Annotated in this window: 18 protein-coding genes; 5 read left to right on the top strand and 13 right to left on the bottom strand. The window is 63.0% G+C overall.

What is annotated here, in order from left to right:
- Positions 1-17: 17 nt before the first annotated feature.
- The 3 genes from GM655_RS18045 to GM655_RS18035 form a co-directional block, all read right to left on the bottom strand.
- Complete coding sequence (locus GM655_RS18045; RefSeq protein WP_196308801.1) at positions 18-650, bottom strand: protein phosphatase CheZ; 633 nt, start codon at positions 648-650, stop codon at positions 18-20.
- Positions 651-795: 145 nt separating this feature from the next.
- Complete coding sequence (locus tag GM655_RS18040; RefSeq protein WP_155436067.1) at positions 796-2,178, bottom strand: sensor histidine kinase; 1,383 nt, start codon at positions 2,176-2,178, stop codon at positions 796-798.
- Complete coding sequence (locus GM655_RS18035) at positions 2,175-2,861, bottom strand: response regulator transcription factor (RefSeq protein WP_371866879.1); 687 nt, start codon at positions 2,859-2,861, stop codon at positions 2,175-2,177. The genes GM655_RS18040 and GM655_RS18035 overlap by 4 nt, the downstream gene beginning before the upstream one ends.
- Positions 2,862-2,990: 129 nt before the next feature.
- Here GM655_RS18035 and GM655_RS18030 point away from each other — a divergent pair, with 129 nt between their 5' ends.
- Genes GM655_RS18030 through GM655_RS18015 form a run of 4 tightly spaced genes read left to right on the top strand, consistent with a single transcriptional unit; the run spans position 2,991 to position 8,920 of the window.
- On the top strand, positions 2,991-4,214 hold the full coding sequence (locus GM655_RS18030) for an efflux RND transporter periplasmic adaptor subunit (RefSeq protein WP_229632626.1): 1,224 nt from the start codon (positions 2,991-2,993) through the stop codon (positions 4,212-4,214).
- Positions 4,214-7,303: an efflux RND transporter permease subunit gene (locus GM655_RS18025; RefSeq protein WP_155436130.1), complete on the top strand. Its 3,090-nt coding sequence runs from the start codon at positions 4,214-4,216 to the stop codon at positions 7,301-7,303. The genes GM655_RS18030 and GM655_RS18025 overlap by 1 nt, the downstream gene beginning before the upstream one ends.
- The gene (locus GM655_RS18020; protein ID WP_155436066.1) at positions 7,293-7,613 is read left to right on the top strand and encodes a DUF3240 family protein; all 321 of its coding nucleotides are present in this window, start codon (positions 7,293-7,295) and stop codon (positions 7,611-7,613) included. The genes GM655_RS18025 and GM655_RS18020 overlap by 11 nt, the downstream gene beginning before the upstream one ends.
- Positions 7,610-8,920, top strand: a complete 1,311-nt coding sequence (locus tag GM655_RS18015; RefSeq protein ID WP_155436065.1) for a TolC family protein — start codon at positions 7,610-7,612, stop codon at positions 8,918-8,920. Before GM655_RS18020 ends, GM655_RS18015 begins: the two co-directional genes overlap by 4 nt.
- Positions 8,921-8,951: 31 nt before the next feature.
- Here GM655_RS18015 and GM655_RS18010 read toward each other — a convergent pair whose 3' ends face one another.
- From GM655_RS18010 to GM655_RS17980, 7 genes are all read right to left on the bottom strand, one after another.
- Positions 8,952-12,050, bottom strand: coding sequence for a hybrid sensor histidine kinase/response regulator (locus GM655_RS18010; protein WP_155436064.1), 3,099 nt, complete (start codon positions 12,048-12,050; stop codon positions 8,952-8,954).
- Between the two features lie 36 nt (positions 12,051-12,086).
- The gene (locus GM655_RS18005) at positions 12,087-13,244 is read right to left on the bottom strand and encodes an FIST signal transduction protein (RefSeq protein WP_155436063.1); all 1,158 of its coding nucleotides are present in this window, start codon (positions 13,242-13,244) and stop codon (positions 12,087-12,089) included.
- Positions 13,245-13,260: 16 nt separating this feature from the next.
- Complete coding sequence (locus tag GM655_RS18000; RefSeq protein WP_155436062.1) at positions 13,261-14,340, bottom strand: HD-GYP domain-containing protein; 1,080 nt, start codon at positions 14,338-14,340, stop codon at positions 13,261-13,263.
- 175 nt (positions 14,341-14,515) lie between these two features.
- Positions 14,516-15,418 (bottom strand): FAD:protein FMN transferase, encoded by a 903-nt coding sequence (locus GM655_RS17995; protein ID WP_371866877.1) that lies wholly within the window; start codon positions 15,416-15,418, stop codon positions 14,516-14,518.
- Positions 15,419-15,422: 4 nt separating this feature from the next.
- Positions 15,423-16,529 (bottom strand): DUF3570 domain-containing protein, encoded by a 1,107-nt coding sequence (locus tag GM655_RS17990; RefSeq protein ID WP_155436061.1) that lies wholly within the window; start codon positions 16,527-16,529, stop codon positions 15,423-15,425.
- Positions 16,530-16,538: 9 nt separating this feature from the next.
- Entirely contained in the window at positions 16,539-16,766 is a 228-nt protein-coding gene (locus GM655_RS17985) for a DUF4266 domain-containing protein (protein ID WP_155436060.1), read from the bottom strand.
- Complete coding sequence (locus GM655_RS17980) at positions 16,763-17,278, bottom strand: TlpA family protein disulfide reductase (protein WP_229632625.1); 516 nt, start codon at positions 17,276-17,278, stop codon at positions 16,763-16,765. The genes GM655_RS17985 and GM655_RS17980 overlap by 4 nt, the downstream gene beginning before the upstream one ends.
- 162 nt (positions 17,279-17,440) lie before the next feature.
- Here GM655_RS17980 and GM655_RS17975 point away from each other — a divergent pair, with 162 nt between their 5' ends.
- Positions 17,441-18,928 (top strand): DUF4214 domain-containing protein, encoded by a 1,488-nt coding sequence (locus GM655_RS17975; RefSeq protein ID WP_155436059.1) that lies wholly within the window; start codon positions 17,441-17,443, stop codon positions 18,926-18,928.
- A gap of 19 nt (positions 18,929-18,947) precedes the next feature.
- On the opposite strand, the gene GM655_RS17970 is transcribed toward GM655_RS17975, so the two are convergent.
- From GM655_RS17970 to bcaP, 3 genes are all read right to left on the bottom strand, one after another.
- Positions 18,948-19,307, bottom strand: a complete 360-nt coding sequence (locus GM655_RS17970; protein ID WP_196308800.1) for a flagellar protein FlaG — start codon at positions 19,305-19,307, stop codon at positions 18,948-18,950.
- 194 nt (positions 19,308-19,501) lie between these two features.
- On the bottom strand, positions 19,502-20,590 hold the full coding sequence (locus tag GM655_RS17965) for a GNAT family N-acetyltransferase (RefSeq protein ID WP_155436057.1): 1,089 nt from the start codon (positions 20,588-20,590) through the stop codon (positions 19,502-19,504).
- A gap of 102 nt (positions 20,591-20,692) precedes the next feature.
- Positions 20,693-22,084: a branched-chain amino acid transporter BcaP gene (gene bcaP / locus GM655_RS17960; RefSeq protein ID WP_155436056.1), complete on the bottom strand. Its 1,392-nt coding sequence runs from the start codon at positions 22,082-22,084 to the stop codon at positions 20,693-20,695.
- Positions 22,085-22,182 lie beyond the last annotated feature (98 nt).

Below are 22,182 nucleotides of genomic sequence, written 5' to 3'. Positions count from 1 at the left end.
TGCGCATTGCGCTGGTATCAGAAACCCAGATCGGCCAGCAGGTCGTCCACATCGTCCTGCTTGAGCGCGATGCCGCCCGCTGCGCCCGGGCCGGCCAGCAATTCGTCCTTGTTGATGCGGGTCAGCGCGCCCGGCGGCGCAGCGTCGATCAGCAGTTTCAGCAAGTCGTTTTCCGTGCGTTCCAGTACCGACACCACTTTCTTGATCAACTGGCCCGTCAGGTCCTGGAAGTCCTGCGACAACATGATGTCGGACAGTGCCGCGTGGGTGATGTCGTAGCCTTCGCGCGCCTGCGCCAGATAGCTAAGCGTCTGCGCCATCAACGTCTTCATCTGTTCCGGCACCTGGGTATCGCCAGCCATGGCCTGCCATTGCTGCTGCAACTGCAGCGCATCACCGGCCAGTGCATCCTGGATGGGCTGCACATGTTCTACCTTGTTCAGCACCGTATTGGCGGCCCGCTCGGTCAGCTCGCCGATGTGTACCAGACGTTCGCGCGCCGAAGGCAGTTCGCACACGGCATCGGCCAGCGCTTCGTCGGCCCCCAGTTCGCACAGCGCATCGTGCAGATCGCGCACGATCAGACCTAGCCGGCTGAAGACGGCAGCGTTGTTGGTCGTTGGTACAGCGGAGGTTTTAGTCCCGATCATGCCAGCATCCTTCATATTGAACTTGTTGAGGTGGCCTCAACGCAGGCGGGTAGTTATCACCCTGATCATCAATATTATCCTGCGGAAACCACAATAGGCGCAATAATGCGCCAATTCAACAAATAATTCAATAAATTTGTTGGATTTAACTGATTTGCATTGTCGTTTGTGAGGCGGGGAAGCGAATCTGTATGCACAAGCCGCGGCCACCGGCCCCATCGCCGAGGCTGATGCTGGCGCCGTGCATTTCCGCGATCTGGCGTACGATGGACAGGCCCAGGCCGCTGCCGGGCTGGCTGGCGTCGGCCAGCCGCACAAAGCGCTCGAACACCCGTTCGCGCATGGCGGCAGGAATGCCGGGCCCGCTATCGCTGATTTCCAGCAGGGCGTGTTCCTGTTGCATGCCGCAGCGTATCTGTATGCTGCCGCCCGCCGGCGTGTAGCGCATCGCATTCTCCACCAGATTGCGCAGCAGGATGGGGATGGCATCGGCATTCAGTGCGCAGACGGCAGGTTCCAGCTGCACGTGCAGGCTGAGCTGATGGCGGGCGGCCGCCTCGCGCCAGCCGGGCAGGGCTTCGCCTATCAGCGTCGCCAGATCGCGCAGCTCCAGCCCCTTGCTGCGCTGGTACAGGGGATCGAGCCGCGACAGCGTCAGCAGCTGATCGACCAGCCGGCTGGCACGGTCTACGCTGACGCCTAGCGCGGCGAGAAATTCTTCCCGCTCGGCGTCGTTGCGGGCGCGCTGTATGACTTGCAGGCTGGTCTTGATGGCTGCCAGCGGCGTGCGCAATTCGTGCGCGGCATCAGCCGTGAAGCGCTGCTCGCGTTCCATGGCGCGCCGCACCCGCTCGAACAGACGGTTGATGGCCTCCAGCAGGGGCAGGGCTTCGCGCGGCACGCCGGCCAGGCTGACGTCGGCCAGATCATTGGGTGTGCGGCTGGCTACTTCGCCCGTGCTTTGCTGCAGGCCGCGGAACAGGCGCTGCACACTCCACCAGATGGCCAGCGCGGCCAGCGCCACCAGCGCCAGCGCAAAGCCGCTCAGCTTGTAGGCGAAACGGTGCGAAATATCCTTGCGGTGGGTGACGGGTTCGGCCACCTGTATCTGCAACTGGCCGCTATTGCTCCAGCTGGCGTAGACGCGCTGGCGGCCATCCGGCCCGTCCAGCCAGCGCATACCGCTATGGGCTTGCGGCCAGATGGGCTGGTCCGGCGCGCCGGGATTCTTGTACAGCAGCCGGCCATGAACGTCCCAGATCTGGTACAGCAGGTACTGGCGGTGGTTGCGCTCGGCCGGCACGGCCACGATGATGGGCGAGGCGCTGCCATGCTCGCGTACTTCGTATTCGGCCAGCGACAGCAGCAGATGGGCGGTTTCCTCCAGCGACTGGTCGAACAGTTCCTGGCTCTCGTAATCGGCTTCCACATACACGATGACGGCGCTGAGCGCCCACAGGGCCAGCGTCAGGCCGATCAGCCAGCGGAACAGCGCGTTGCGCAGCGACCAGACGGAAGACTTGCTCATGCGGCGGCACCGCCTTGTTGATCCAGCGGCTTGTCGATGCAATAGCCGATCGCATGCGCGGTACGGATCAGGGTGCGGCCCAGCTTCTTGCGCAGATGGTGGATGTGTACCTGGATGGCATTGCTTTCCACTTCCTCGCCCCAGCCGTACAGGCTCTCTTCGAGCTGCAGCCGGCTCAGGATGCGGCCACGGTTTTCGATCAGCGTCAGCAGGATGCTGTATTCGCGCAGCGTTAGCGGTATGTCGACGCCAGCTTTACTCACATGGCGCTCGGCCACGTCGATGACGATATCGCCATGGATCAAGGTAGTGCGGCTGCGCCCACTGGCACGCCGCGCCGCGCTACGGATGCGCGCGGTCAGCTCATCCAGATCAAATGGCTTGATGATGAAGTCGTCGGCGCCGCCATCGAGGCCGGCAATCCGGTCAGGGATCTGGTCGCGCGCCGTCACGATCAGGATGGCGCCTTCGTAGGCACTGGCACGCAGGGCGGCCAGCACGCTCATGCCGTCCCGGTCTGGCAGGCCCAGATCGAGCAGCACGCAGCCGTACTGGTGCAGCCGGGCTGCCGTCAGCGCGCTTTCGCCGCTGCGTACCCAGTCCACCGCATAGCCGCCCTGTTCCAGCCCGATCTGGGTGGCCCGGCCGAGCTGCGGATCATCTTCTGCCAGCAATATCCTCACGTTGCGCTCCTGATCTGATCGACACGATGATGCTAGTTCCCGCTTGTTAAGAACTTCTTAACAACTGGATTTCACTATGCCGCCATCGTTCACCCGTCCGGCTGTCTTATGAAAACCACGTCATTTTGCATGAAATTATCGCGTAAGAGTGTCTTTACGGCAATTCTGCTGCCCACCATGGTGTTAGCCCCGCTGGCTGCGCAGGCAGAATCCCAGCCGGCCGAACAAATCCGCATCAGCGCGGCCGAGCGTGGCCGCAGCGGTATCAGCACGGCGGTCGCCGTGGCGGCGAACTACGTAGCATCGGCCCATGGTGGCGCCAACGATCTGGCGCTGGCAGGTACGGTGGTGGCGCCACCGGCCTTGCTGGCCGTGGCCAGCACTGCTTATGCGGGCGTGGTGCAGCAACTGCACGCGAGCAGCCTGCAGACGGTGCGCCAGGGGGCGCCGCTGCTGACCATGCATAGCCAGGCCTGGCTGGAAGTGCAGCGCGACTATCTGCAAGCTGCCACCCAGGCCGCGTTGGCCGAGGCAAAAGCCCAGCGCGACACCGCCTTGCATGCGGATGGCATCATCGCTGCGGCCCGGCTGGAAGAAAGCCGCAGCGCCGCCATGCTGGCCCGTCTGGCTGCCGACGAGCGCGCCCAGGCGCTGCGCGCGGGCGGCTGGGATGGCCGCGCCATCGAGGCCTTGCTGCGCAGCCGCGCGCTGACTCCCGAGCTGGTGCTGCGTGCACCGCGCGCCGGTACGGTGCTGGAACTGTCCGCCGAGCCCGGCGCCCGGCTGGAAGCAGGCATGCCGGTGGCCCGCATCAGCCGCAGCGGCCCGCTCTGGATAGAGTTGCAGGCCAGCCGTATGCAGGCCGAACGCTTGCGCGTAGGCGAAGTACTGCAGGTGCAGGGCTGCGGCAGCGCCCGCGTGATTGCGGTCGGCAGTGCCGTGCATACGGCCAACCAGAGCGTGCCCGTGCGCGCCGAGCAGGTGGGCAGTAGCGATTGTCTGAAGCTCAACGCTTATGTGGAAGCGCGCATGGCGCCCAGCAGCAAGACGGGTGCGGCGCCGGCGCAAGGCGTGCTAGTGCCGGCGGCTGCACTGGTGCGGCGCGGTGCGGAGACTTTTGTCTTCGTGCAGAACGCTGGCGGTTTTATGGCCACGCCAGTGCAGGCGGTACAGGCCGGCGCCGATCTGGTACGCATCAGCGGCAAGGTGGCGGCCGGTGATGCCGTCGCCGTCAAGGGACTGGTGGTGCTCAAGGGGAGCTGGGCGGGACTGGGCAATGAGGGCGCCGCTGCGGCGCCGGCTACAGCTAGTAATGCGGCTAGCAGCGCGGCTGCCAGCGCCGGAGCTAAATGATGCTGGCCCGTCTGATAGCCATGTCGCTGGCACAGCGGCTGCTGGTGCTGGTGCTGACCGTGCTGCTGATGGCAGCGGGCGTGCGCGCCTTCCGCAGCCTGCCTATCGATGCCTTCCCCGACGTATCGAGCACGCAGGTGAAGATCATCATGAAGGCGCCCGGCATGACGCCGGGCGAGGTGGAAAACCGCATCGTCGCGCCTATCGAACAGGAGCTGCTGGGCATACCCAAGCAGGTGATGCTGCGCTCGCAGTCGAAGTATGCGATCGCTGATATCACGCTGGATTTTGAAGAAGGCACGGATGTGTTCTGGGCCCGCCAGCAGGTCAGCGAACGGCTGTCCGGTGTGATGAAGGACTTGCCACCGGCCGTCAGCGGCGGTCTGGCGCCTATCACCACGCCGCTGGGTGAAATCTTTATGTTCACCATCGAGGGGCCGTTGAGCCAGATGGAAAAACGCAGCCTGCTGGACTGGGTGATCCGGCCGCAACTGCGTAACATTCCCGGCGTGGCCGATGTGAATGCGCTGGGTGGCTTGGTGCGCAGTTTTGAAGTGGTACCCGATCTGGCCGCACTGGCGGCACGGCGTATTTCGCTGGCCCAGTTGCAGCAGGCGCTGGAAATGAATAACCGCAGCGATGGCGCTGGGCGGCTCAGCGATGGTGAAGAATCGCTGCTGATCCGCAGCGATGGCAGCGTACGTACGTTTGATGATGTGCGTGCCATCGTGGTGCGCAGCACGGAAGGCCAGGTCGTCACGCTGGGGCAGGTGGCCAGTGTGCACGAAGGCCAGCTCACGCGCTATGGCGCGGTCACGCAGAATGGCGCGGGCGAAGCCGTGGAAGGACTGGTGCTGGCCATGCGTGGCGCCAATGCGCAGCAGGTGCTGGAGCAGGTACGCAGCCGGCTGGCCGAACTGGCGCCCACGCTACCCAAGGGCACTACCATCAGCCCTTTCTATGACCGTGGCAACCTGGTGGCGCGCGCCGTCAATACGGTGGTCAAGGCACTGGCCGAAGCCACGGTGCTGGTAGTGGTTCTGCTATATGTTTTCCTTGGCAATGTGCGCTCGGCGCTGGTGGTGGCCTGCATATTGCCGCTGGCCGCGCTGGGCACGTTTGTGCTGATGCAGAGTTATGGTCTGAGCGCCAATCTGATGTCGCTGGGCGGTCTGGCCATCGCCATCGGCATGCTGGTCGATGCGGCGGTGGTGGTGGTGGAGAATATCGAAGCCCATGGCGACGGCGGTGCGCGCGGCATGGCGCGGCTGCATGTGATCTATCGGGCCGTGCGCGAAGTGGCGCTGCCCGTCACGGCCGGCATGCTGGTGATCATGATCGTGTTCCTGCCGCTGCTGTCGCTGCAGGGACTGGAAGGCAAGCTGTTTGCGCCGGTGGCACTGACGATTATCTTTGCACTGGGCGCGTCGCTACTGTGTTCGCTGACGGTGATTCCGGTGCTGGCGTCGCTGCTGATGGGCAGCCACCAGCATGCCACGCCCAAGCTGGTGGCCTATCTGGAACAGGTGTATGCACGCTGGCTGCAGCGCGCGATGGCGGCGGAAAAGCAGGTGCTGGCGGCCGCCGGTGTCGCGCTGCTGCTGGCTGTCGGGCTGTTCACGGTGGTGGGTAAATCCTTTATGCCCACGCTGGACGAGGGCGACATCATCATGCAGATCGAGAAGCTGCCTTCCGTCAGTCTGGCCGAATCGGCCCGGCTGGATGGCGAAATCCAGCGCGCCATACTGGCCGAAGTACCCGATGTGCTGCGCATCGTCGCGCGGGCCGGCTCCGATGAACTGGGCCTCGACCCGATGGGCTTGAACGAAACGGACACCTTCATGGTGCTCAAGCCGCACGAACAGTGGCAGAGCCGTAACAAGGAAGAACTGATGGATGCGCTGCGCAAGGCTACGGCCAGCTTCCCCGGGATTAATCTGAGCTTTACCCAGCCTATCGAAATGCGCACTTCGGAAATGCTGTCCGGCGTGCGCGGCGATGTGGCCATCAAGGTCTATGGTCCGGACACCGAGCAGCTCGATGCGCTGGCCAGCCAGATCGTGCGCCAGGTACAGGCTATCAGCGGCAGCGAGGATGTGCTGACGGTGAAGAACGAAGGCGTGCAGTATCTGCAGGTGGAAGTAGACCGGCTGGCCGCTGGCCGGCTGGGCCTGAATGTGGAACAGGTGCAGGCCGATCTGCGCACGCTGATCGAAGGACGCATAGCCGGCGTGGTCGTCGAGGGCGGACGTCGCCTGCCACTGCTGCTGCGCGGCGCAGAAGGCCTGCGGCTGGCGCCGGAACGCTTCGCCCAGCTTCAGCTACCGCTGGCCGATGGCAGCGCGATTCCCTTATCGCAGTTGGCCCGCTTGCAGCAGGTCGATGGTCCCGTCAAAGTGGAGCGCGAGAACGGCAGCCGCATGGTGGTGGTGCGCGCGAATGTGCACGGGCGCGACCTGGTGGGCTTTGTGGAAGAAGCCAAGGCCCGTATCGCCAGCAGCGTCAAACTGCCTTCCGGCTATCGCATGGCCTGGGGTGGCCAGTTCGAGAACCAGCAGCGCGCGGCAGCACGGCTGGCCGTGGTGGTGCCGGTGGCACTGGCGCTGATTTTCCTGCTGCTGTTCAGCACCCTGCACAGCGTGCGCCAGGCAGCACTGGTGTTCATCAATATTCCGTTTGCCCTGATCGGCGGGGTGGTAGCGCTGGCGGCCTGCGGCGAGTTCCTGTCCGTCCCCGCTTCGGTAGGCTTTATCGCCCTGATGGGTATCGCCGTGCTGAATGGGCTGGTGATGATTACCTGCTTTAACCAGCTAGTCGCGCGCGGCGTGGCGCTGGCGCAGGTGGTGCAGCAGGGCGCCCAGCGCCGCTTGCGTCCCGTGCTGATGACGGCTTCGATTACGGCGCTGGGACTGGTGCCGCTGTTGCTGGCAACGGGCCCTGGCTCGGAAATCCAGAAGCCGCTGGCCATCGTGGTGATCGGCGGTTTGATCAGCGCAACGCTGTTGACGCTGATTCTGTTACCGATACTTTACCGGCGCTTCGGCGTGGCGCCGGCCACCCAGACAGCAGGAGCTGCCCATGAAGCCTGAACCACGATTTGATACGCTGCTGACGCTGACCCTGCCGGTGGCACTGGAAGACGATGTGCTCGATTTTCTGCTCGACCACCCGCAATGGGCGGGCGGTTATACGGTGACGGATGCGCACGGCATGGGACGCGGCATGCGCCTGAGTACCACCATGGAGCAGGTGCAGGGACGGCGCCGCAGCAAGCAGGTAGCGATAGCGGGACAAGAGCAACCACTGCGCCAGTTGCTGGCAGCGCTGGCAGCGCAGATTCCCAGTAGTGAAGTGAGCTACTGGCTGCAGCCGTTGACGGAATTCGGGAGATTGGCATGAAAAGCATGATGAAAACGCCGTTCGCGCGGTACCGGCTAAAACCGGGCGCGGGACTGTGGCTGGGGCTGGGAGTGGGAGTGGGACTCAGCCTGCAGCTGGCACTCGTTGGCGCGGCACAGGCCAGTGCCCTGAGCTTGCTGCCACCGGACGCGGTGGTGCGCCAGACGCTGGCTGAATTGCCGCAGTTGCGCGCCAGCGTGCTGGAAAGCGATCTGGCACGGGCGGACCAGCGGAAGCTGGCCGCCGGCCAGTATGAATGGACGCTGCGCGCAGGTCATAGCCAGCGCAATATCGTCGGTGGCGAGCGCTATCAGGAGCAGGAACTGGGGCTGGAACGCACCGTGCGCTGGTTCGGCAAGGCTGGCAAGGATGAAGTCATAGGCGCGCAGACGGTGGCGCTGGCCGCTACCCAGCGCGCCGACACCTGGCATGAAGCAGGAAGGGCCTTGCTGGCCGACTGGTTCGACGCCTTGCGCGAGCAGGTGGCAGTAGCGCGCTGGCAGGAGCAATTGCAGGTGGCGCAGCAACTGGTGGCGATGGTGGAGAAGCGCGTCAAGGCTGGTGATGCGGCCCGTCTCGATCTGCTGCAGGCGCAGGCAGAGCAGGGCCGAGTCAACGCCCAGCTACAGCAGGCCCGCCTGCGGCTGGAACAGGTGCTGGGCCAGCTACAACTCAATTACCGCGGCCTGCCACAGCCACAGGCAGGCGAACTGCCCGTGCCGGAATATGACACGGCATCGATAGAAACCCTGCAGGCCCGTATCCTCGACGACAACCATGAAGTGGAACTGGCCGAGGCTAGCGCAGCATTGGCGCAATTGCGCGCCCAGCGGCAGGACAGCGAGCGCATGCCCGACCCCACGCTGGCGCTGCGCGCCGTACGCGAACGCGATGGGCAAGAGCGTTTGCTGGGGCTATCGATTTCAATACCGCTCGGCGGCGCAGCCCGTTCGGCCGAGCGTGATGCGGCCGTCGCACGGGCTGGTATGGCACGTGAGCGGCTGGCGCTGGTGCAGCGCAAGGTCGCGGCCGATGCGCGCCGCGCTGCCACCGAAGGCGTGCGCAGTGCGGCCGTGTGGCAGACGCTGGACAAGGTGGCGCAGCAGGCACAGGAACAGGCGACCCTGATGCTGCGTGCCTATCAGGCGGGCGAGCTGCCGCTGGCCGAAGCATTGACGGGACGCCGGCTCGCGCTGGAAGCCCTGTTGGCAGCCCAGAGCGCGCAGGTGGACGCCTTGCAGGCCGAGGCCAGAGTACGACTCGATGCGCACGAAATCTGGTCGATCGACGAACCGAAACACCGCTAACCTGGCTTGGCCCTGCCGCTGGCGCAGCGGCCTAGTGCAGGCCTAGCGTGCTGCGCAACGCCTGCGCCAGCAGCATGAATTCCTTTTCCATCGCGTCTATACGCGGTTCCAGCTGGCTGCCGGCTAGGCCCTGTTCGATCTGGTTGGCCATGTCCGCCAGCGGCTGGGCATAGAAGATGGCGGCATTGCCCTTGATCGAGTGGGCCATGCGGGTAATGGTGGCATGGTCGCCTGCCGCGACGGCGGCGCGCAACGCAGCGAAATCCTGCGGGAAGATGTCCAGCGCTTGTTCGCCGATGATTTCCAGCACTTCCTGTTCGGTTTCGCGCAGCGCTTTTGCGTAGTCGAAGCTGGCCGCATCGTTGGGGCGCGGATGGTAGAGCTCCAGCACGGCGCGCAACTGGTCACGCTTGAACGGTTTGGTCAGATAGCCATCCATGCCGGCCGCCAGACAGCGTTCCTTATCGCCCTGCATGGCGTTGGCCGTCATGGCGATGATAGGGGTGCGCTGGCCCTGTTCTGTGGCGCGGAACATGCGGGTCGCTTCCAGCCCGTCGATAACGGGCATCTGCATATCCATCAGCACCAGATCGAAACGCTGGCTGGCCAGCTTGTCGAGCGCTTCGCGGCCATCCTGCGCCAGCGTGATGCGGTTGCCCCAGCGTTCCAGCAGCGTGATGGCGAGGCGCTGGTTGGAAGGATGGTCTTCCACCAGCAGGATGTCGAGCGGCGCCAGCGGGCGCGGTTCCGACGGTGTGGTGTTCTGAGTCGCTGGCAACAGCGGCTGCAGTGGTTCGGCGCCCGTGGCCAGCAGCAGCGCATTGGCCAGATCGCCCTGCAGCACCGGCTTGGTGATGATGTTGTTGACGCTGACTTCTTTCCAGCGTTCGCTACCGAGGCTGGCGGTGGGCGCCATCACCACCATCGGCACGCGCTGCGCGGACGGCAGGGCGTTGATGGCGGCTGCCGTTTCGGCGCTGTGCTGGTCGTGCAGTAGCGCGTCCAGCAGCACGCAGGCATAGTGGCTATCGGGCTGGCGCAGTAGCTCCAGCGCTGCCGCGCCACTGGCCACGGCGGTCACACGCACCTGCCACTGCTGCAGCGTATCGGCCAGAATCTGGCGGCAGCTATCATTGCCCACCACCAGCAGCACGTGCTGGTCAGTCAGTGCACCGAGGCGGCTGGACAGGCGTGGCGGCGTATCGTTTCCAGGGCAGCGGAACTGGGCGGTGAAATGGAAGGTACTGCCTACGCCTTCCTCACTGTGGACCCAGATGCGCCCGCCCATCAGCGACACCAGATAGCTGGAGATGGTCAGGCCCAGACCCGTACCGCCATAGTGGCGCGTGGTTGACGTGTCGGCCTGCTCGAAGGCTTCGAAAATGGCCTGCTGCTTGGCGGCAGGAATACCGATGCCGCTATCACGCACGGAGAAGTGCAGCGTGCCGTGGTCGTCGTCATGTTCGGCCAGATCGACGTACACGATGACTTCGCCCTGACGGGTGAACTTGATGGCATTGCCGACCAGGTTCATCAGAATCTGGCGCAGGCGCCCGCCGTCGCCCACCACAAAGGCTGGCACGTCGGGCGCGATATAGCAGCCGAACTCCAGCCGCTTGCTGTTCTCCTGCTCGGCCAGCACCTTGAGGGTATTGCCCACCATGTCCTGCAGGTCGAAGCGGGTTTCATCAATCTGCAGCTTGCCCGCTTCGATCTTGGAGAAGTCGAGGATGTCGTTAATGATGGTCAGCAGCGCTTCGGTGGACGATTTGCTGATGGTCAGATACTCGCGCTGTTCAGGCGTCAGGTTGGTATCGAGCGCCAGTTCCGTCATGCCCAGGATGCTGTTCATCGGCGTGCGGATCTCGTGGCTCATATTGGCCAGGAAGTCGCTCTTGGCGCGGGTGGCGGCTTCCGCCGCTTCCTTGGCCAGCAAGGCTTCGCGTTCGAGGTTCTTGCGCTCGGTGATGTCGGCGATGGTGCCTACCAGTCCCGCCACTTCGCCATCGGGACGGGTCAGCAAGGCCTTCTGGTAGATGCCTTCGCGCTGGCGCCCATCGGCCGTGGGGATCAGCGCTTCGAAGCTTTGCAGCGCTTCGCCGGCGAACAGGCGGCTGTCGTAGGCGTCGTGCATGGCTGCGCCATCCGGCGTCAGCAGATCGAATACGGTCTTGCCCAGAATATCGGCCCGCTTGACGTTGAAGAACTGCTCGAACGCCGGGTTGACCTGCTGGTAGCGGCGCTGCGCGTCCTTCACGTAGACGGGCAGCGGAATGGCTTCGAACAGCTCTTCCACGAAGTGCAGCTGCTCCTGCAGGCGCTGCATCAGTGCGTGGTGGGCCGTGATGTCCGTGCGGATGGCGACATACTGATAGGGCTTGCCGCCCTCGTCGAGGAAGGGCACGATGGTGGCGTGTACCCAGTACAAGCTGCCGTCCTTGGCGCGGTTGCAAACCTGGTTGTCCCACACCCGGCCCGAACGTATGGTCTCCCACATATTGGCGAAGAACTCTTTCGGGTGGTAGGTCGAGTTGATCAGGCGGTGGTTGGAGCCTATCAGTTCCTCGCGCGTATAGCCGGACACGCTGCAGAAGCGTTCATTGGCGTAGGTGATGCAGCCATCCGGGTCGGTAATGCTGATGATGGCATGCTGGTCCATCGCGAACTTCTGGTTCTCCAGTGCGCGCTGGGCCTGGCGCAGGGCCTGCTCGCCGGCGCGGCGCTGCTGCACCAGCTCGTTAATCAGCTCCACCACATCATACAGGTCGCCGCTACGGCCATCGGCACCGGCGGGATCATCCTGCAGTGCCTGCGCGGTCTCGCGCAGCAGGGCAATGGCGCTTTCGCGTCTGGCCAGTTCCTGACGCTGGCGCGAATTGGCCTCGGTCAGTTCGCGCGAACTCAGTTCCAGGCTGCGCGTGCGCAGGTCGAGGTCGCGATCATACTGCTCATAGGTGCGCACCACGCGCTCGAACAGTTCGCCCATCCCTTGCAGGCCACGGCGCACGCTTTCGGGCAGTTCGGAATTGCCGCCCAGCGCGTGCGCAGCGTCCAGAAACGCTTGCAGTTGCTGGCTATCCTCGATGCCCGTGGTGCGCTTCAACTGGCGCAGGAATGTCTTATGCTGCAATGCTAGGCTCCCCCGATGGCCGCTGCCGGTCCATGCTTATGCGCGCTCGCTGATGGTGGTAATGGTCATGGTCTGGTTGTGTACTTCGCACGCCACGCCCGGTGCAAACGGCGTAATTTCGCCATACGAGTAGAAGCCGGTGGCGTGGGCCTGTTTGCCCAACCTGGCCGTGACGGCCTCGATTTCCTCTTCCACGCGGTCGCCCATGACCAGCTTGCGGCCCACGCAGGACACCAGCAGCGCCAGATGGGGCGTGGCCGGCTGCTGCATTTCGATGGTTTTTTCCGCCGCCACTTCGGCGCCGTCGATCAGCGCATCGGTGGACGCCTGCATCAGGCGCAGGAAGCCGCCCTGATGGATGGCGCCTGCCAGCAGCAGCGAGCCATTGGCTTCGTCGATGCCGAGGATGGTGCGGATCAGGCCGACTTCGGACAGATCGTCGCCCAGCATCTCGAACGGGAACAGCAGGCCCGAAGCGGGCAGGTCGCGTGCATAATCACCCAGATAGCGCTTGTACACTTCCAGTGCCGGTTCGTTATCAAGTTCATACAGCAGATTGCCTTCGCAGCGCGTCACGCAGCGCGCCGGGCCGAACGCGCGCCAGCCGCCGAAGAAACCATGGCCGATCTGCAGCTGGGCGCCGGCCAGCCCCACGGCCACCACGGCGCGCGGCGAAATGCCATCCTTGCCTATGGTCCAGGTCTGCTGGAAAGCGCCATTGTCACCGGCCAGACCGCCCATGATGGGCAGGCTGGAGCCCAGTGCTGCCGTCATGCCGGCCACCAGCGCGCTGCCGTTGACGGCCACGCCGGGCGCAAACACCAGCACCGCGCGCAGATCTGGCTGGGCCAGTGCCTTGCCGACCCGCTGGCCAGCAGCATACGAAGCTTCCATGCCGGTCAGTTCGGTGGCCGCTGCCAGCACGCGCGCATGCTGGAAATGTACGGCCGTGACGACAGCGCTATTTTCCTGCACGCAGGCGCCATTGATTTCGCCGGCAGTCGAGCAGCCTATCAGCTGCGCGGCCGGAAACGTGGCCTGTAGCTGGGCCGTCAGCTGCTCCGCCGCGCCGCTGCCGCTAAAGAACTGCGGCGCGGCGAACACCAGCACCAGTTGCGGTGCGATGGCACTCAGCGGTGCGAGTGCGGCGGCGACGTCGTCGCCCGGTTTGAAGCTGGCTTGCTGGATCTGCATGGCGAGGCTCGCTAGACTAGGGGTGGCTGGGTTCGTTGAAATCGTCGCTGTCGCAGCGGTCTATGCCTATCTGCTCGCGCACGCGCAGCACCTCGTCCCAGACTTTGAGGAAGGCATCGACGCAGTCGGGATCGAAATGGTTGCCGCTATTGTCGATCAGGAAATCGCGCGCCCGATCGAGCTCCCACGCGCGCTTGTAAGGCCGTGCCGAAGTCAGCGCATCGAATACATCGGAGACCGCGACGATGCGGCTGAACAGGGGAATTTCCTTGCCGCGCAGGCCACGCGGATAGCCGCTGCCATCGAACTTTTCGTGGTGGCACAGGGCGATCTCGGCGGCCGCATCGAGTATCGGCGAAGGGCTGTTGCTGAGGATGGCGTAGCCGATTTCGGCATGCTGCTTCATGATGAAAAATTCTTCGGGATTGAGCCGCCCCGGCTTCAGCAGGATGTGATCGGGGATGCCCACCTTGCCGATATCGTGCATGGGGGCCGCTTCCAGCAGCAAAGTCTGATCGGCGGCGCTCAAGCCCATCTGCGCGCCCACCAGTTTGGCGATATGGGCCATGCGCAGGATGTGGTTGCCCGTTTCGGGATCGCGGTATTCGGCCGCGCGGCTCAGCCGTACGATGGTATCGCGTTCGCGTTCGATGATGGCACGTGTGGCCTGCGCCACTTCTTCGGACAGCAGGGCGGCGCGGTCGCTCAGCAGGCGCTGGCTGCGCCGCATGGTGGCCATGTTGCGGATACGGGCGATGAATTCGCTCTTGTCGACCGGCTTGTTGAGGAAGTCGGTCGCACCGGATTCCAGCGCTGCCACGCGCACCTGTTTCTGGTCGTTGGCGGTAATCATGATCACTGGTACATCGCGCATATGCGGCATGCGGGCGATGCGCTTGACCACTTCGATGCCATCCGGCGCCGGCATCATGTAATCGACGATGACGATGTCGGCGCCATGCTGTTCGCACCAGTTCAAGGCATCGGCCGAGACACTGAAGCACAGCGGGTCCAGTCCGTCGATGCGTGCAACGAAATTCTTGAACAGGGAGAGGTTAATCTCCGAATCATCGACAATGACGACGGAAAGCTTCATAGGTCCAGACAAAAGTAAAAAGACGGCCAAACTACCTTGTTGCACCACGAATATAGATGGTGGCTTCTAAATTAGCAATGGCTGCAGGAAATATAAGCGGAGGGCGTGCGCCAGTGTTGCGCGCTGATGCAGGAAAGCGCCGTGGCGCGGCGTTCCCGGGGCGGCCAATCTTGATCTAAGGCGTCTGGTGGCGCACGGCCTGATGGGGCTGGCCCTGATGGTCTATGGCCAGATAGCTATAGCCACTAGCTTCGAGATAGGCTAGCCCCTGTTGCTGTTTTAGCATGGCGATGGTGCTCACGCCGCCAGCGACAATGGCCAGCGGCGCGAGTATCGTCACCGAGCGCCAGTAGCGTACCGGCTGGCCATCGCGCGGATCGAGAATGTGGCAATAGCGCTGGCCATCGAGCTCGAAATAGCGCTCGTAATCGCCACTGGTGGTGAGCGCGCCCTGCAGTACGGGGATGCTGGCCACCAGACGGTCGCGCTGGCGCGGGTCCTGTATGCCGATCTGCCATGGTGTGCCGTTGGGGCGCGGGCCGAGGATGCGGAAGTCGCCGGCCAGGTTGACATAGCCATGCTGCACGCCATGCTGGCGCAGCACATCAGCGGCGCGGTCGGCCGCATATTCCTTGCCGAAGCCGCCGAAGTCCAGCTGCATGCCGGCCTGCGGCAGGTAGATGCTGGCGCCGTCACGCTGCACGCGCGGCCAGCCTATCCGTTGCAGACACTCGGCTAGCCGGGCCGCATCCGGCAGGCGCGGCTGGCGGAAGTCCCAGGCCTGACGCAGCACGCCCGAAGTGAGGTCGAACAGGCCGGCGCTATGCTGGTAAAGCTCGTCGGCGAACTGCAGCAGCGCCAGCGTTTCATCGTCGCACTGCACGGCGGTGCGGCCTGCGGCCTGATTGATCCTTGCCACGATGCTGTCGGGCCGATAGCGCGAGTACTTGTGTTCTATCCTGGCCACTTCCGCCATCGCGGCAGCGGCCTGCGTGCGCGCGCGCGCGAGGTCGGGCGCGGCCAGCACGATTTCGCACTGGCTGGCCATGGCGCCAAACGGCAGACGAAAGATCTCCACGCTGTCAGAACTGGCGCGTTACGGCAAACTGCACTATGCGGGCGCGGAACGGCGCCAGATTGCGGCTACCGCTGCCAAACCAGCTCCAGTTGCTACGCTGTTCATAGTGCTGGCCACGCAAGTCCACACTCCACAGGCCCAGCTTCTTGCTGACCGTCAGTCCCAGCGTGCGGGCGCCATACGCGGCCAGCCTTTGCTCTTCCGTGTAATAGCTGGCCGTGACGGGCGGATTGGTGGGAAACGGATCGGAACTGATGTCGTGCTCCACGTAGAAGTCGGCCGCGCTCTGGCTGTACAGGCGTAGCTGTGGCGTCAGGGTCCAGCCGCCTGCCAGTGGCTGAACGTACTCTGCCGTCAGCGTATGGGCGTGGATGGCGAAACTATCCTGATAGTAGCGATAGCTGAGCCGGCTGGTGCCGCCGCTGCTTTCCAGATGGTGGTTCCAGCGCAGCAGCACGGTGCTGTGCTTGCGCGTGCGCGGGCGCTGGTCGAACACTTTATAGGGATCGCTGAAGTAACCGCGTCCGCGCGAATAGCCGAACAGTAGCTGGGCCAGATCATGGGTGCTGAGTACCTGGGTCCAGCCCAGCGAGAGGTCGAGCACATTCTTGCGCTCGTTGCTGACGATCTGGTTGCTGGGGTCTATCGTATCGTGCAGGACGTTGAGGCCGGCATTCCAGGTGGTGTTCTTGTCTTCGGTGGAGAGCGTGCCGGCCAGGCTGAGGCCGCGCGACACATAGTCGGCTTCGGCCGAATAGCTGGCACCGATGGTGGCCGTGGTCAGCTCGCTGTAGTGGGTCATGCTGATGTCGCTGGCGCGGCGCTGGTCGTGCAGACGGATCAGTGCTTCCGTATGGTAGGCCGGCGAGGCTCCCGTGATGCTGTCGACGATATGGTTGGCACTGAGCGACCAGGCCTGGCCGACCGGTGTCATCAGGCTGACTTCGGGCGCTGTCACGCGCACCCGGTTGGCACCGGGCTGGCTATCCTGATAGTCGAGATATTTGAAGGCCAGCGTAGCGTTGTCGGGCGGTGCTTCAGCTTGCGCCGAGAGCAGGGGCAGGCTCAGTGCTGCGGCCAGCAGCGGGCGGCGGGAGGTGGTCTGACTCATGGCACCGCCTTAGTAGCAGCCGCAGCCGCCGCCATTGGCACCGCTGCCACCGGAAGCGCCTTCACGGCTGGAATAAATGTGTTCGTTGAATTCATTGCCTAGGTTGTCTCCGGCAAAGGTCATTTCAGGTTTGGCCAGTATGCCTTTCTGCCATGGCTGCACCGGCGTGATGCCGGCGCATGCGCTTAGCAGCAAGCAGGCAGCCAGTGCGCTGCCGCGCAGAATAAGACGCTTCATGGAGCTACTCCCAGTGCAGTGGTGATCTGTTGTTCGAGTTCGGCCCTGGCCGCCTGATTGAAGCCCGCATGGACGCTGAGTACCTTGCCATCGCGTCCTATCAGCACGCTGCTGGGCATGCCTTTGATGCGATATTGCTGGGCTGAGACGCCGGCCGCATCAAAGGCGATAGTAAACTGGGCCGGTACGCTGGACAGGAAGGTGTGGGCATCTTCGGCTTTGGCATCGAGATTGACGGCAATCACCTGCAAGCCTTGCGCCGCGTATTTGGCCTGCATGGCATTCATCCACGGGAAGGATTGCTTGCATGGGCCGCACCACGAAGCCCAGAAATCCAGATACACGGTCTTGCCGCGGTAGTCAGCCAGCCGTATCGTGCCCTGTGGGCTGGCCAGGCTGAACTCCGGTGCCATGCTGCCCGCTTCCGGCTGTCCAGCATGGGCCATCGGCAGCATGCTGGACAGGGTCAGGATCAGAGCGCAAGGCTGCAGGATGGAATGGTGTCGCGGCATAGTATGCATGTGGTGTTGTGATAATGCCTATTCCCAGCGATTTTGATGCCAGAAAGGAAGAAAGGCAAGCAGCGTGGCGGCCGGCTGCAGAATTCCAACGCTGGCTGGTGTTTGCTGCATAATTTGCTGCAATAATTAGATCGACATACGTGGAGGTTGTAGATGGCAACAATTTTGGGTACAGCAAATAATGATTCCTGGACCGTGGTGCAGGCCGGGACTTTTACGCTCGATGGCCTGGGTGGGGTGGATACGCTGAATCTAGGTACCTCCAAGCAGAGTGACTATGTGATCGCCCAGCTTAGCGATGGCGCGGTGACGGTCGATAGCGTTTCCGGCGCCAGCGCCTCGCTGCACGCCAAGTTGTACAACATCGAAAAACTGGTGTTCAACACCGGCCGCAACAGTATCGACCTCAGCACGTATTTTGGTGACACCAGCGCGCCTACTCTGCTCAGCAGCACGCCGGCCAATGGTGCCAGCAAAGTGGCGGTCAGCGCCAATCTGGTGCTGAATTTTAGTGAAAACATCAAGTTCGGCAGCGGCACCATACAACTGCAGACTGCATCGGGTGAACTGGTGGAAACCTATTCGGCGGGCAGTAGCGCCGTCAGCATCGCCGGCAGCACCGTGACGATCAATCCCAGTGCCGATCTGGCACCTGGCAGCGGCTACAAGCTGGTAATAGGCGCCGCTGCACTCAGCGATGGCGCGGGTAATGCGTTTGCAGGGGTGACGGAAAGTTTCACCACTTTGGCGGCCAACCATGCGCCAACCGGTACGGTCACTATCAGCGGCACGCCCCAGACTGGACAGACCCTGACGGCACTGACCACGGTGGCCGATGCAGATGGCTTGGGGCTGCTGAACTACCAGTGGCTGGCCGACGGCACGACCATCAACGGCGCCACGACCAGCACGCTGCAACTGGGTGCTAGCCAGGCCGGAGCAGCGATTACCGTGCAGCTTTCCTACACGGATGGCGCGGGCTATCAGGAAAAACTGCTGAGCCCAGCGAGCGCGCGGGTGTCGGGCGTGTATATGGGTACTTCCGGCAATGATGTGTTGACGAACAGCGCCGGCAACGATCTGATCGACGGTGCTGCGGGGGTAGACAAGGTGGTGTACCACGCTAACCGTGCCAGCTACACACTGGCTGCCACCAGCACAGGCTATACGCTCACGGACCAGACGGGTGCGGAAGGCGTGGATACGCTCAGCAATATCGAACGGCTACAGTTTGCCGATACCATGCTGGCGCTCGATGTGAGCGGTATAGGTGGGCAGGCATACCGGCTGTATCAGGCAGCATTCAACCGAACGCCGGATAGTGGCGGTCTGGGCTTCTGGATCTACCAGATGGACAAGGGCATGTCACTCAATGAGGTGGCTGGCAACTTTGTCACCAGCAAGGAATTCATCGATATGTATGGCAGTAATCTGAGCAATGCCGACTTTATCGACAAGCTCTACCATAACGTGCTGCACCGCGCCGGCGAAGACGGGGGCGTAGCGTACTGGCTCAACTACATGAATAATGCCGGCGGTACCCAGGCCCAGGTCTTAGCCTATTTCGGCGAAAGTCTCGAGAACGTCACCACGCTGGCCGCGACCATAGGCCAGGGCTTCACCTACACCCCTTACGGCTAGGCCAGCGGGGCCGCGCAGTTCAGGCCTCGCCTTTCAGGAGCAGGCCGGTTTTGCTCTGCAAATCCTTGCTGATGTCGAGTGCCTGCTGCGACGGGAACTGACGCAGGATCTTCTTGGTTTCCGTATCTACCACCTTGATCACGGATGCACCGCTACTGTCGTCGATACTGAACTGCACCTCGCTGTTATCCTTGAGGTAGCGGTTAATTGCATCGACCGAGTTCTTCAGCTGGTTTTTGTCCAGCGTGACAGGGGCGGCACTCGCAGCAGGCGTGTTCTCGGCAGGAGCGGCTTGAGCAGAGGCGTGAGATGGCTCGGCTGCCTTGACATCGCTCGTCCTGGTTTGACCGTTCGGGCTAGTAATGGGAGTGAGGTTCATCGCGTGCTCTTTCTTTAAAGTGTGGCCATGCGGCTTGCTGCATCGTGTCGGAGTGGCGCAGCTTTTTTCTACCGCTTCTGTCATTGATAACGGCAGCTGGCAGAAGAATTAAAGGGTAGACAGGGCGGCGGCGCGGGTTTTTTTCGCACTAATTTAATGTGGCGGGAAGGAAATATTTATTGAAAATCAATCTGTTAGCGCACATCAGGCTTGCTGTGCAAGCGCTGCAGCAGGCCGCTACGTGCACCATGCCATAGCCTGTACAGCCGGTTGGCCGGGCTGTCGCGTAGCACCAGTACGTGGCTGCGCAGGCTGACGGCATTGCTGGACTGGTAGCTGTGCCCGGGCTGGCCGTAGCCGAATTCCACCCGCTGGCAGTGTCCGCGCTGCGCATCACACAGATAGGCCAGGGCCAGTTGCAAGATGCTGGTGCCGGCCGACAGTGCTTGCCATGCTGGTGCGGGCAGAATGTTGAACAGGTGATAGACCGTGCCGCTCTGCAGACCCAGTACCACACCGCAGCACTGCGTTCCCGCATCGATGCGGAAGCATAGCAGCAGCCCCAGTCGTGCCAGGGCCTGCATTTCGTTCGTGTCCCATAGCTGCAGCCGTCGCGCGGGCGGGCAACAGAGTTGCAGACCTTGCTCCAGCGCTGCCACCTCGGCCGGGCGTCGGATCACTTGCAACGCCAGCGTGCCGCCAGCCGCTTCGACTAACTGGCGCTGCTGGCGCTTCAGGTTGTAGCGGCGTTTGCTGCCAAGCCGGTTCAGATAATCGGCATAACTCGATGGCAGTGCCATGCTGTGGCAGCCGCGCCAGCCGTGTAGCGCGAGTGGCAGCAGCATTGATGATTGCTGGAGGTGTAGCCAGATGGCATGGTTCTGCGGCAATGCGCGATACACCAGCGCCTGCACGCGCGGGAATTCGGCCAGCAAAAAATCATGTAGCGCATCGAGCAGGGCCGCGTCGGCTGGCAGTAAGGGGCTGCTGCCCAGCAGCACTAGCTGCTGGCGTTGATACCAGCGCTGGGTGATACCAGTGGCCAGGCCCGTGTGCAAAAGCGGTATCAGGCCCAAGGGCTGGTGGTTGGCGGTGTATGCGCCATACAGGTGGAAACGCTGCTGCGGTGCGGCGCAGGTGGTAAGAAAGTCGGCGAAGGCCGGAGTCTGGTAGATGGCTTCGCTGCTATTGCTGGCGGCCGCCAGCGCTTGCCACTGCGCGCGCAAGCGGGCGTCGCCAGACTGCTGGTCAAGATTGCGGAAATAGATGAGGGAAGATGGCATGGTGGCCAGACATTCGCATATCTGGCCGATCTGCCGTTTGCGCTAGATCGAAGCGCGTGGCGCTGCGCGCTAGCAGGCCGGTGCAGGCACCGGCCGTGAGGATTATTTGTTCAGCAGCGAGTGCTTGCGGGCATAGCCGAAGTAGACAGCCAGACCCAGCAGCAGCCACACGCCGAAAGCCACCCAGGTGAAAGCGCTCAGGTAGACCATCAGCATCACGCAGAAGGCCACAGCCAGTGCCGGCACCACAGGCACGCCTGGGCAGCGGAAAGCACGCTTCAGGTCTGGACGTTTTTTGCGCATGATGATCACGGCGACGGAAACCAGACTGAAGGCAGCCAGCGTACCGATGTTGATCAGTTCGGTCAGCACATTTAGCGGCACGACGGCAGCGATCAGGCCGAAGATGATGCCAACCAGCCAGGTGGCGAAGAACGGCGTTTTCAGGCGCGGATGCACATTCGACAGACGCTTGGGCAGCAGGCCGTCGCGCGACATGGCGAAAATGATGCGGGTCTGGCCGTAAGCCATCACCAGTATCACGGTGGTCATGCCCAGAATCGCACCCAGATCGACGAAGCCGGCGAACCAGTTTTCACCGGCGTGCTTGAGCGCCAGCGAAACCGGGTGGTCGATGCCGAGGAACTGCTTGTGAGGCACAATGCCGGTCATGATGGCCGATACGATTACATACAGCACGGTACAGGCTGCCAACGAACCGATGATGCCGATAGGCAGATCGCGTTCGGGACGTTTGACTTCTTCCGCGGCCGAGGTCACGGCGTCGAAACCGATGAAGGCGAAGAATACCAGTGCCGAAGCGGTCAGCATGCCGTGATAGCCGAACGGCATGAAAGGCTGCCAGTTGGCTGGCTCGACGTGGCGGGCACCGACCAGTATGAACAGCAGTACCACGCCGACCTTGATGGCCACCATGATGTTGTTGAGGCGGGCCGACTCGCGCACACCCCAGCCCAGCATGGCCGTCAGCACCAGCATGATGCACAGGGCCGGCAGGTTGATATAGGTGGTCACGCCGGGCAGCGCGCCCGGTGCGGCTGTCAGTTCGACGGGCAGGTGCAGGCCGAAACCGGCGATCAGCGACTGGAAGTAGCCGGACCAGCCTACCGACACGGCCGACGTGGCCAGACCGTATTCCAACAGCAAATCCCAGCCTATCATCCACGCGGCCAGTTCGCCCAGCGTGGCATAAGTGTAGGTGTAGATGGAGCCAGCCACCGGCACGGTGGAGGCGAATTCCGCATAACAGAGTGCCGCAAAGCCGCAGGCAATGGCCGCAACGATGAAGGACAGCGTGAGCGCGGGGCCAGCCGTGACAGCGCCGGTACCGGTCAGAACGAAGATGCCGGTGCCGACAATGGCGCCGATACCCATCAGGATCAGGTCGAATGGACCGAGAACTTTTGCCAGGCCACTAGGTTTGCGGCTGTGGGCGATCATCTCGTCGAGATTCTTGGTGCGAAATAGGCTCATGTGACTCCAGTCTTATTGTGGTGGTTCCTTGCCCGTCGCAGCCTTGTGGGCATGGGCAACGGCAGATCATACAGCAGAAAAGCGGGCGTGGAGGGAAG

The organism is Pseudoduganella danionis, from assembly GCF_009720775.1.
Lineage (GTDB): Bacteria > Pseudomonadota > Gammaproteobacteria > Burkholderiales > Burkholderiaceae_D > Rugamonas > Rugamonas danionis.
The sequence above is the reverse complement of the archived record's forward strand: the minus strand, read 5'-3'. Positions and strand labels throughout refer to the sequence as shown.

Bases quoted from the DNA above. Each gene is read 5' to 3' on its own strand.
- GM655_RS18045 (WP_196308801.1), bottom strand. From the start codon at position 650: ATGATCGGGACTAAAACCTCCGCTGTACCAACGACCAACAACGCTGCC.
- GM655_RS18040 (WP_155436067.1), bottom strand. From the start codon at position 2,178: ATGAGCAAGTCTTCCGTCTGGTCGCTGCGCAACGCGCTGTTCCGCTGG.
- GM655_RS18030 (WP_229632626.1), top strand. From the start codon at position 2,991: ATGAAATTATCGCGTAAGAGTGTCTTTACGGCAATTCTGCTGCCCACC.
- GM655_RS18025 (WP_155436130.1), top strand. From the start codon at position 4,214: ATGCTGGCCCGTCTGATAGCCATGTCGCTGGCACAGCGGCTGCTGGTG.
- GM655_RS18020 (WP_155436066.1), top strand. From the start codon at position 7,293: ATGAAGCCTGAACCACGATTTGATACGCTGCTGACGCTGACCCTGCCG.
- GM655_RS18015 (WP_155436065.1), top strand. From the start codon at position 7,610: ATGAAAAGCATGATGAAAACGCCGTTCGCGCGGTACCGGCTAAAACCG.
- GM655_RS18005 (WP_155436063.1), bottom strand. From the start codon at position 13,244: ATGCAGATCCAGCAAGCCAGCTTCAAACCGGGCGACGACGTCGCCGCC.
- GM655_RS18000 (WP_155436062.1), bottom strand. From the start codon at position 14,340: ATGAAGCTTTCCGTCGTCATTGTCGATGATTCGGAGATTAACCTCTCC.
- GM655_RS17990 (WP_155436061.1), bottom strand. From the start codon at position 16,529: ATGAGTCAGACCACCTCCCGCCGCCCGCTGCTGGCCGCAGCACTGAGC.
- GM655_RS17985 (WP_155436060.1), bottom strand. From the start codon at position 16,766: ATGAAGCGTCTTATTCTGCGCGGCAGCGCACTGGCTGCCTGCTTGCTG.
- GM655_RS17980 (WP_229632625.1), bottom strand. From the start codon at position 17,278: ATGCCGCGACACCATTCCATCCTGCAGCCTTGCGCTCTGATCCTGACC.
- GM655_RS17975 (WP_155436059.1), top strand. From the start codon at position 17,441: ATGGCAACAATTTTGGGTACAGCAAATAATGATTCCTGGACCGTGGTG.
- GM655_RS17970 (WP_196308800.1), bottom strand. From the start codon at position 19,307: ATGAACCTCACTCCCATTACTAGCCCGAACGGTCAAACCAGGACGAGC.
- GM655_RS17965 (WP_155436057.1), bottom strand. From the start codon at position 20,590: ATGCCATCTTCCCTCATCTATTTCCGCAATCTTGACCAGCAGTCTGGC.
- bcaP (WP_155436056.1), bottom strand. From the start codon at position 22,084: ATGAGCCTATTTCGCACCAAGAATCTCGACGAGATGATCGCCCACAGC.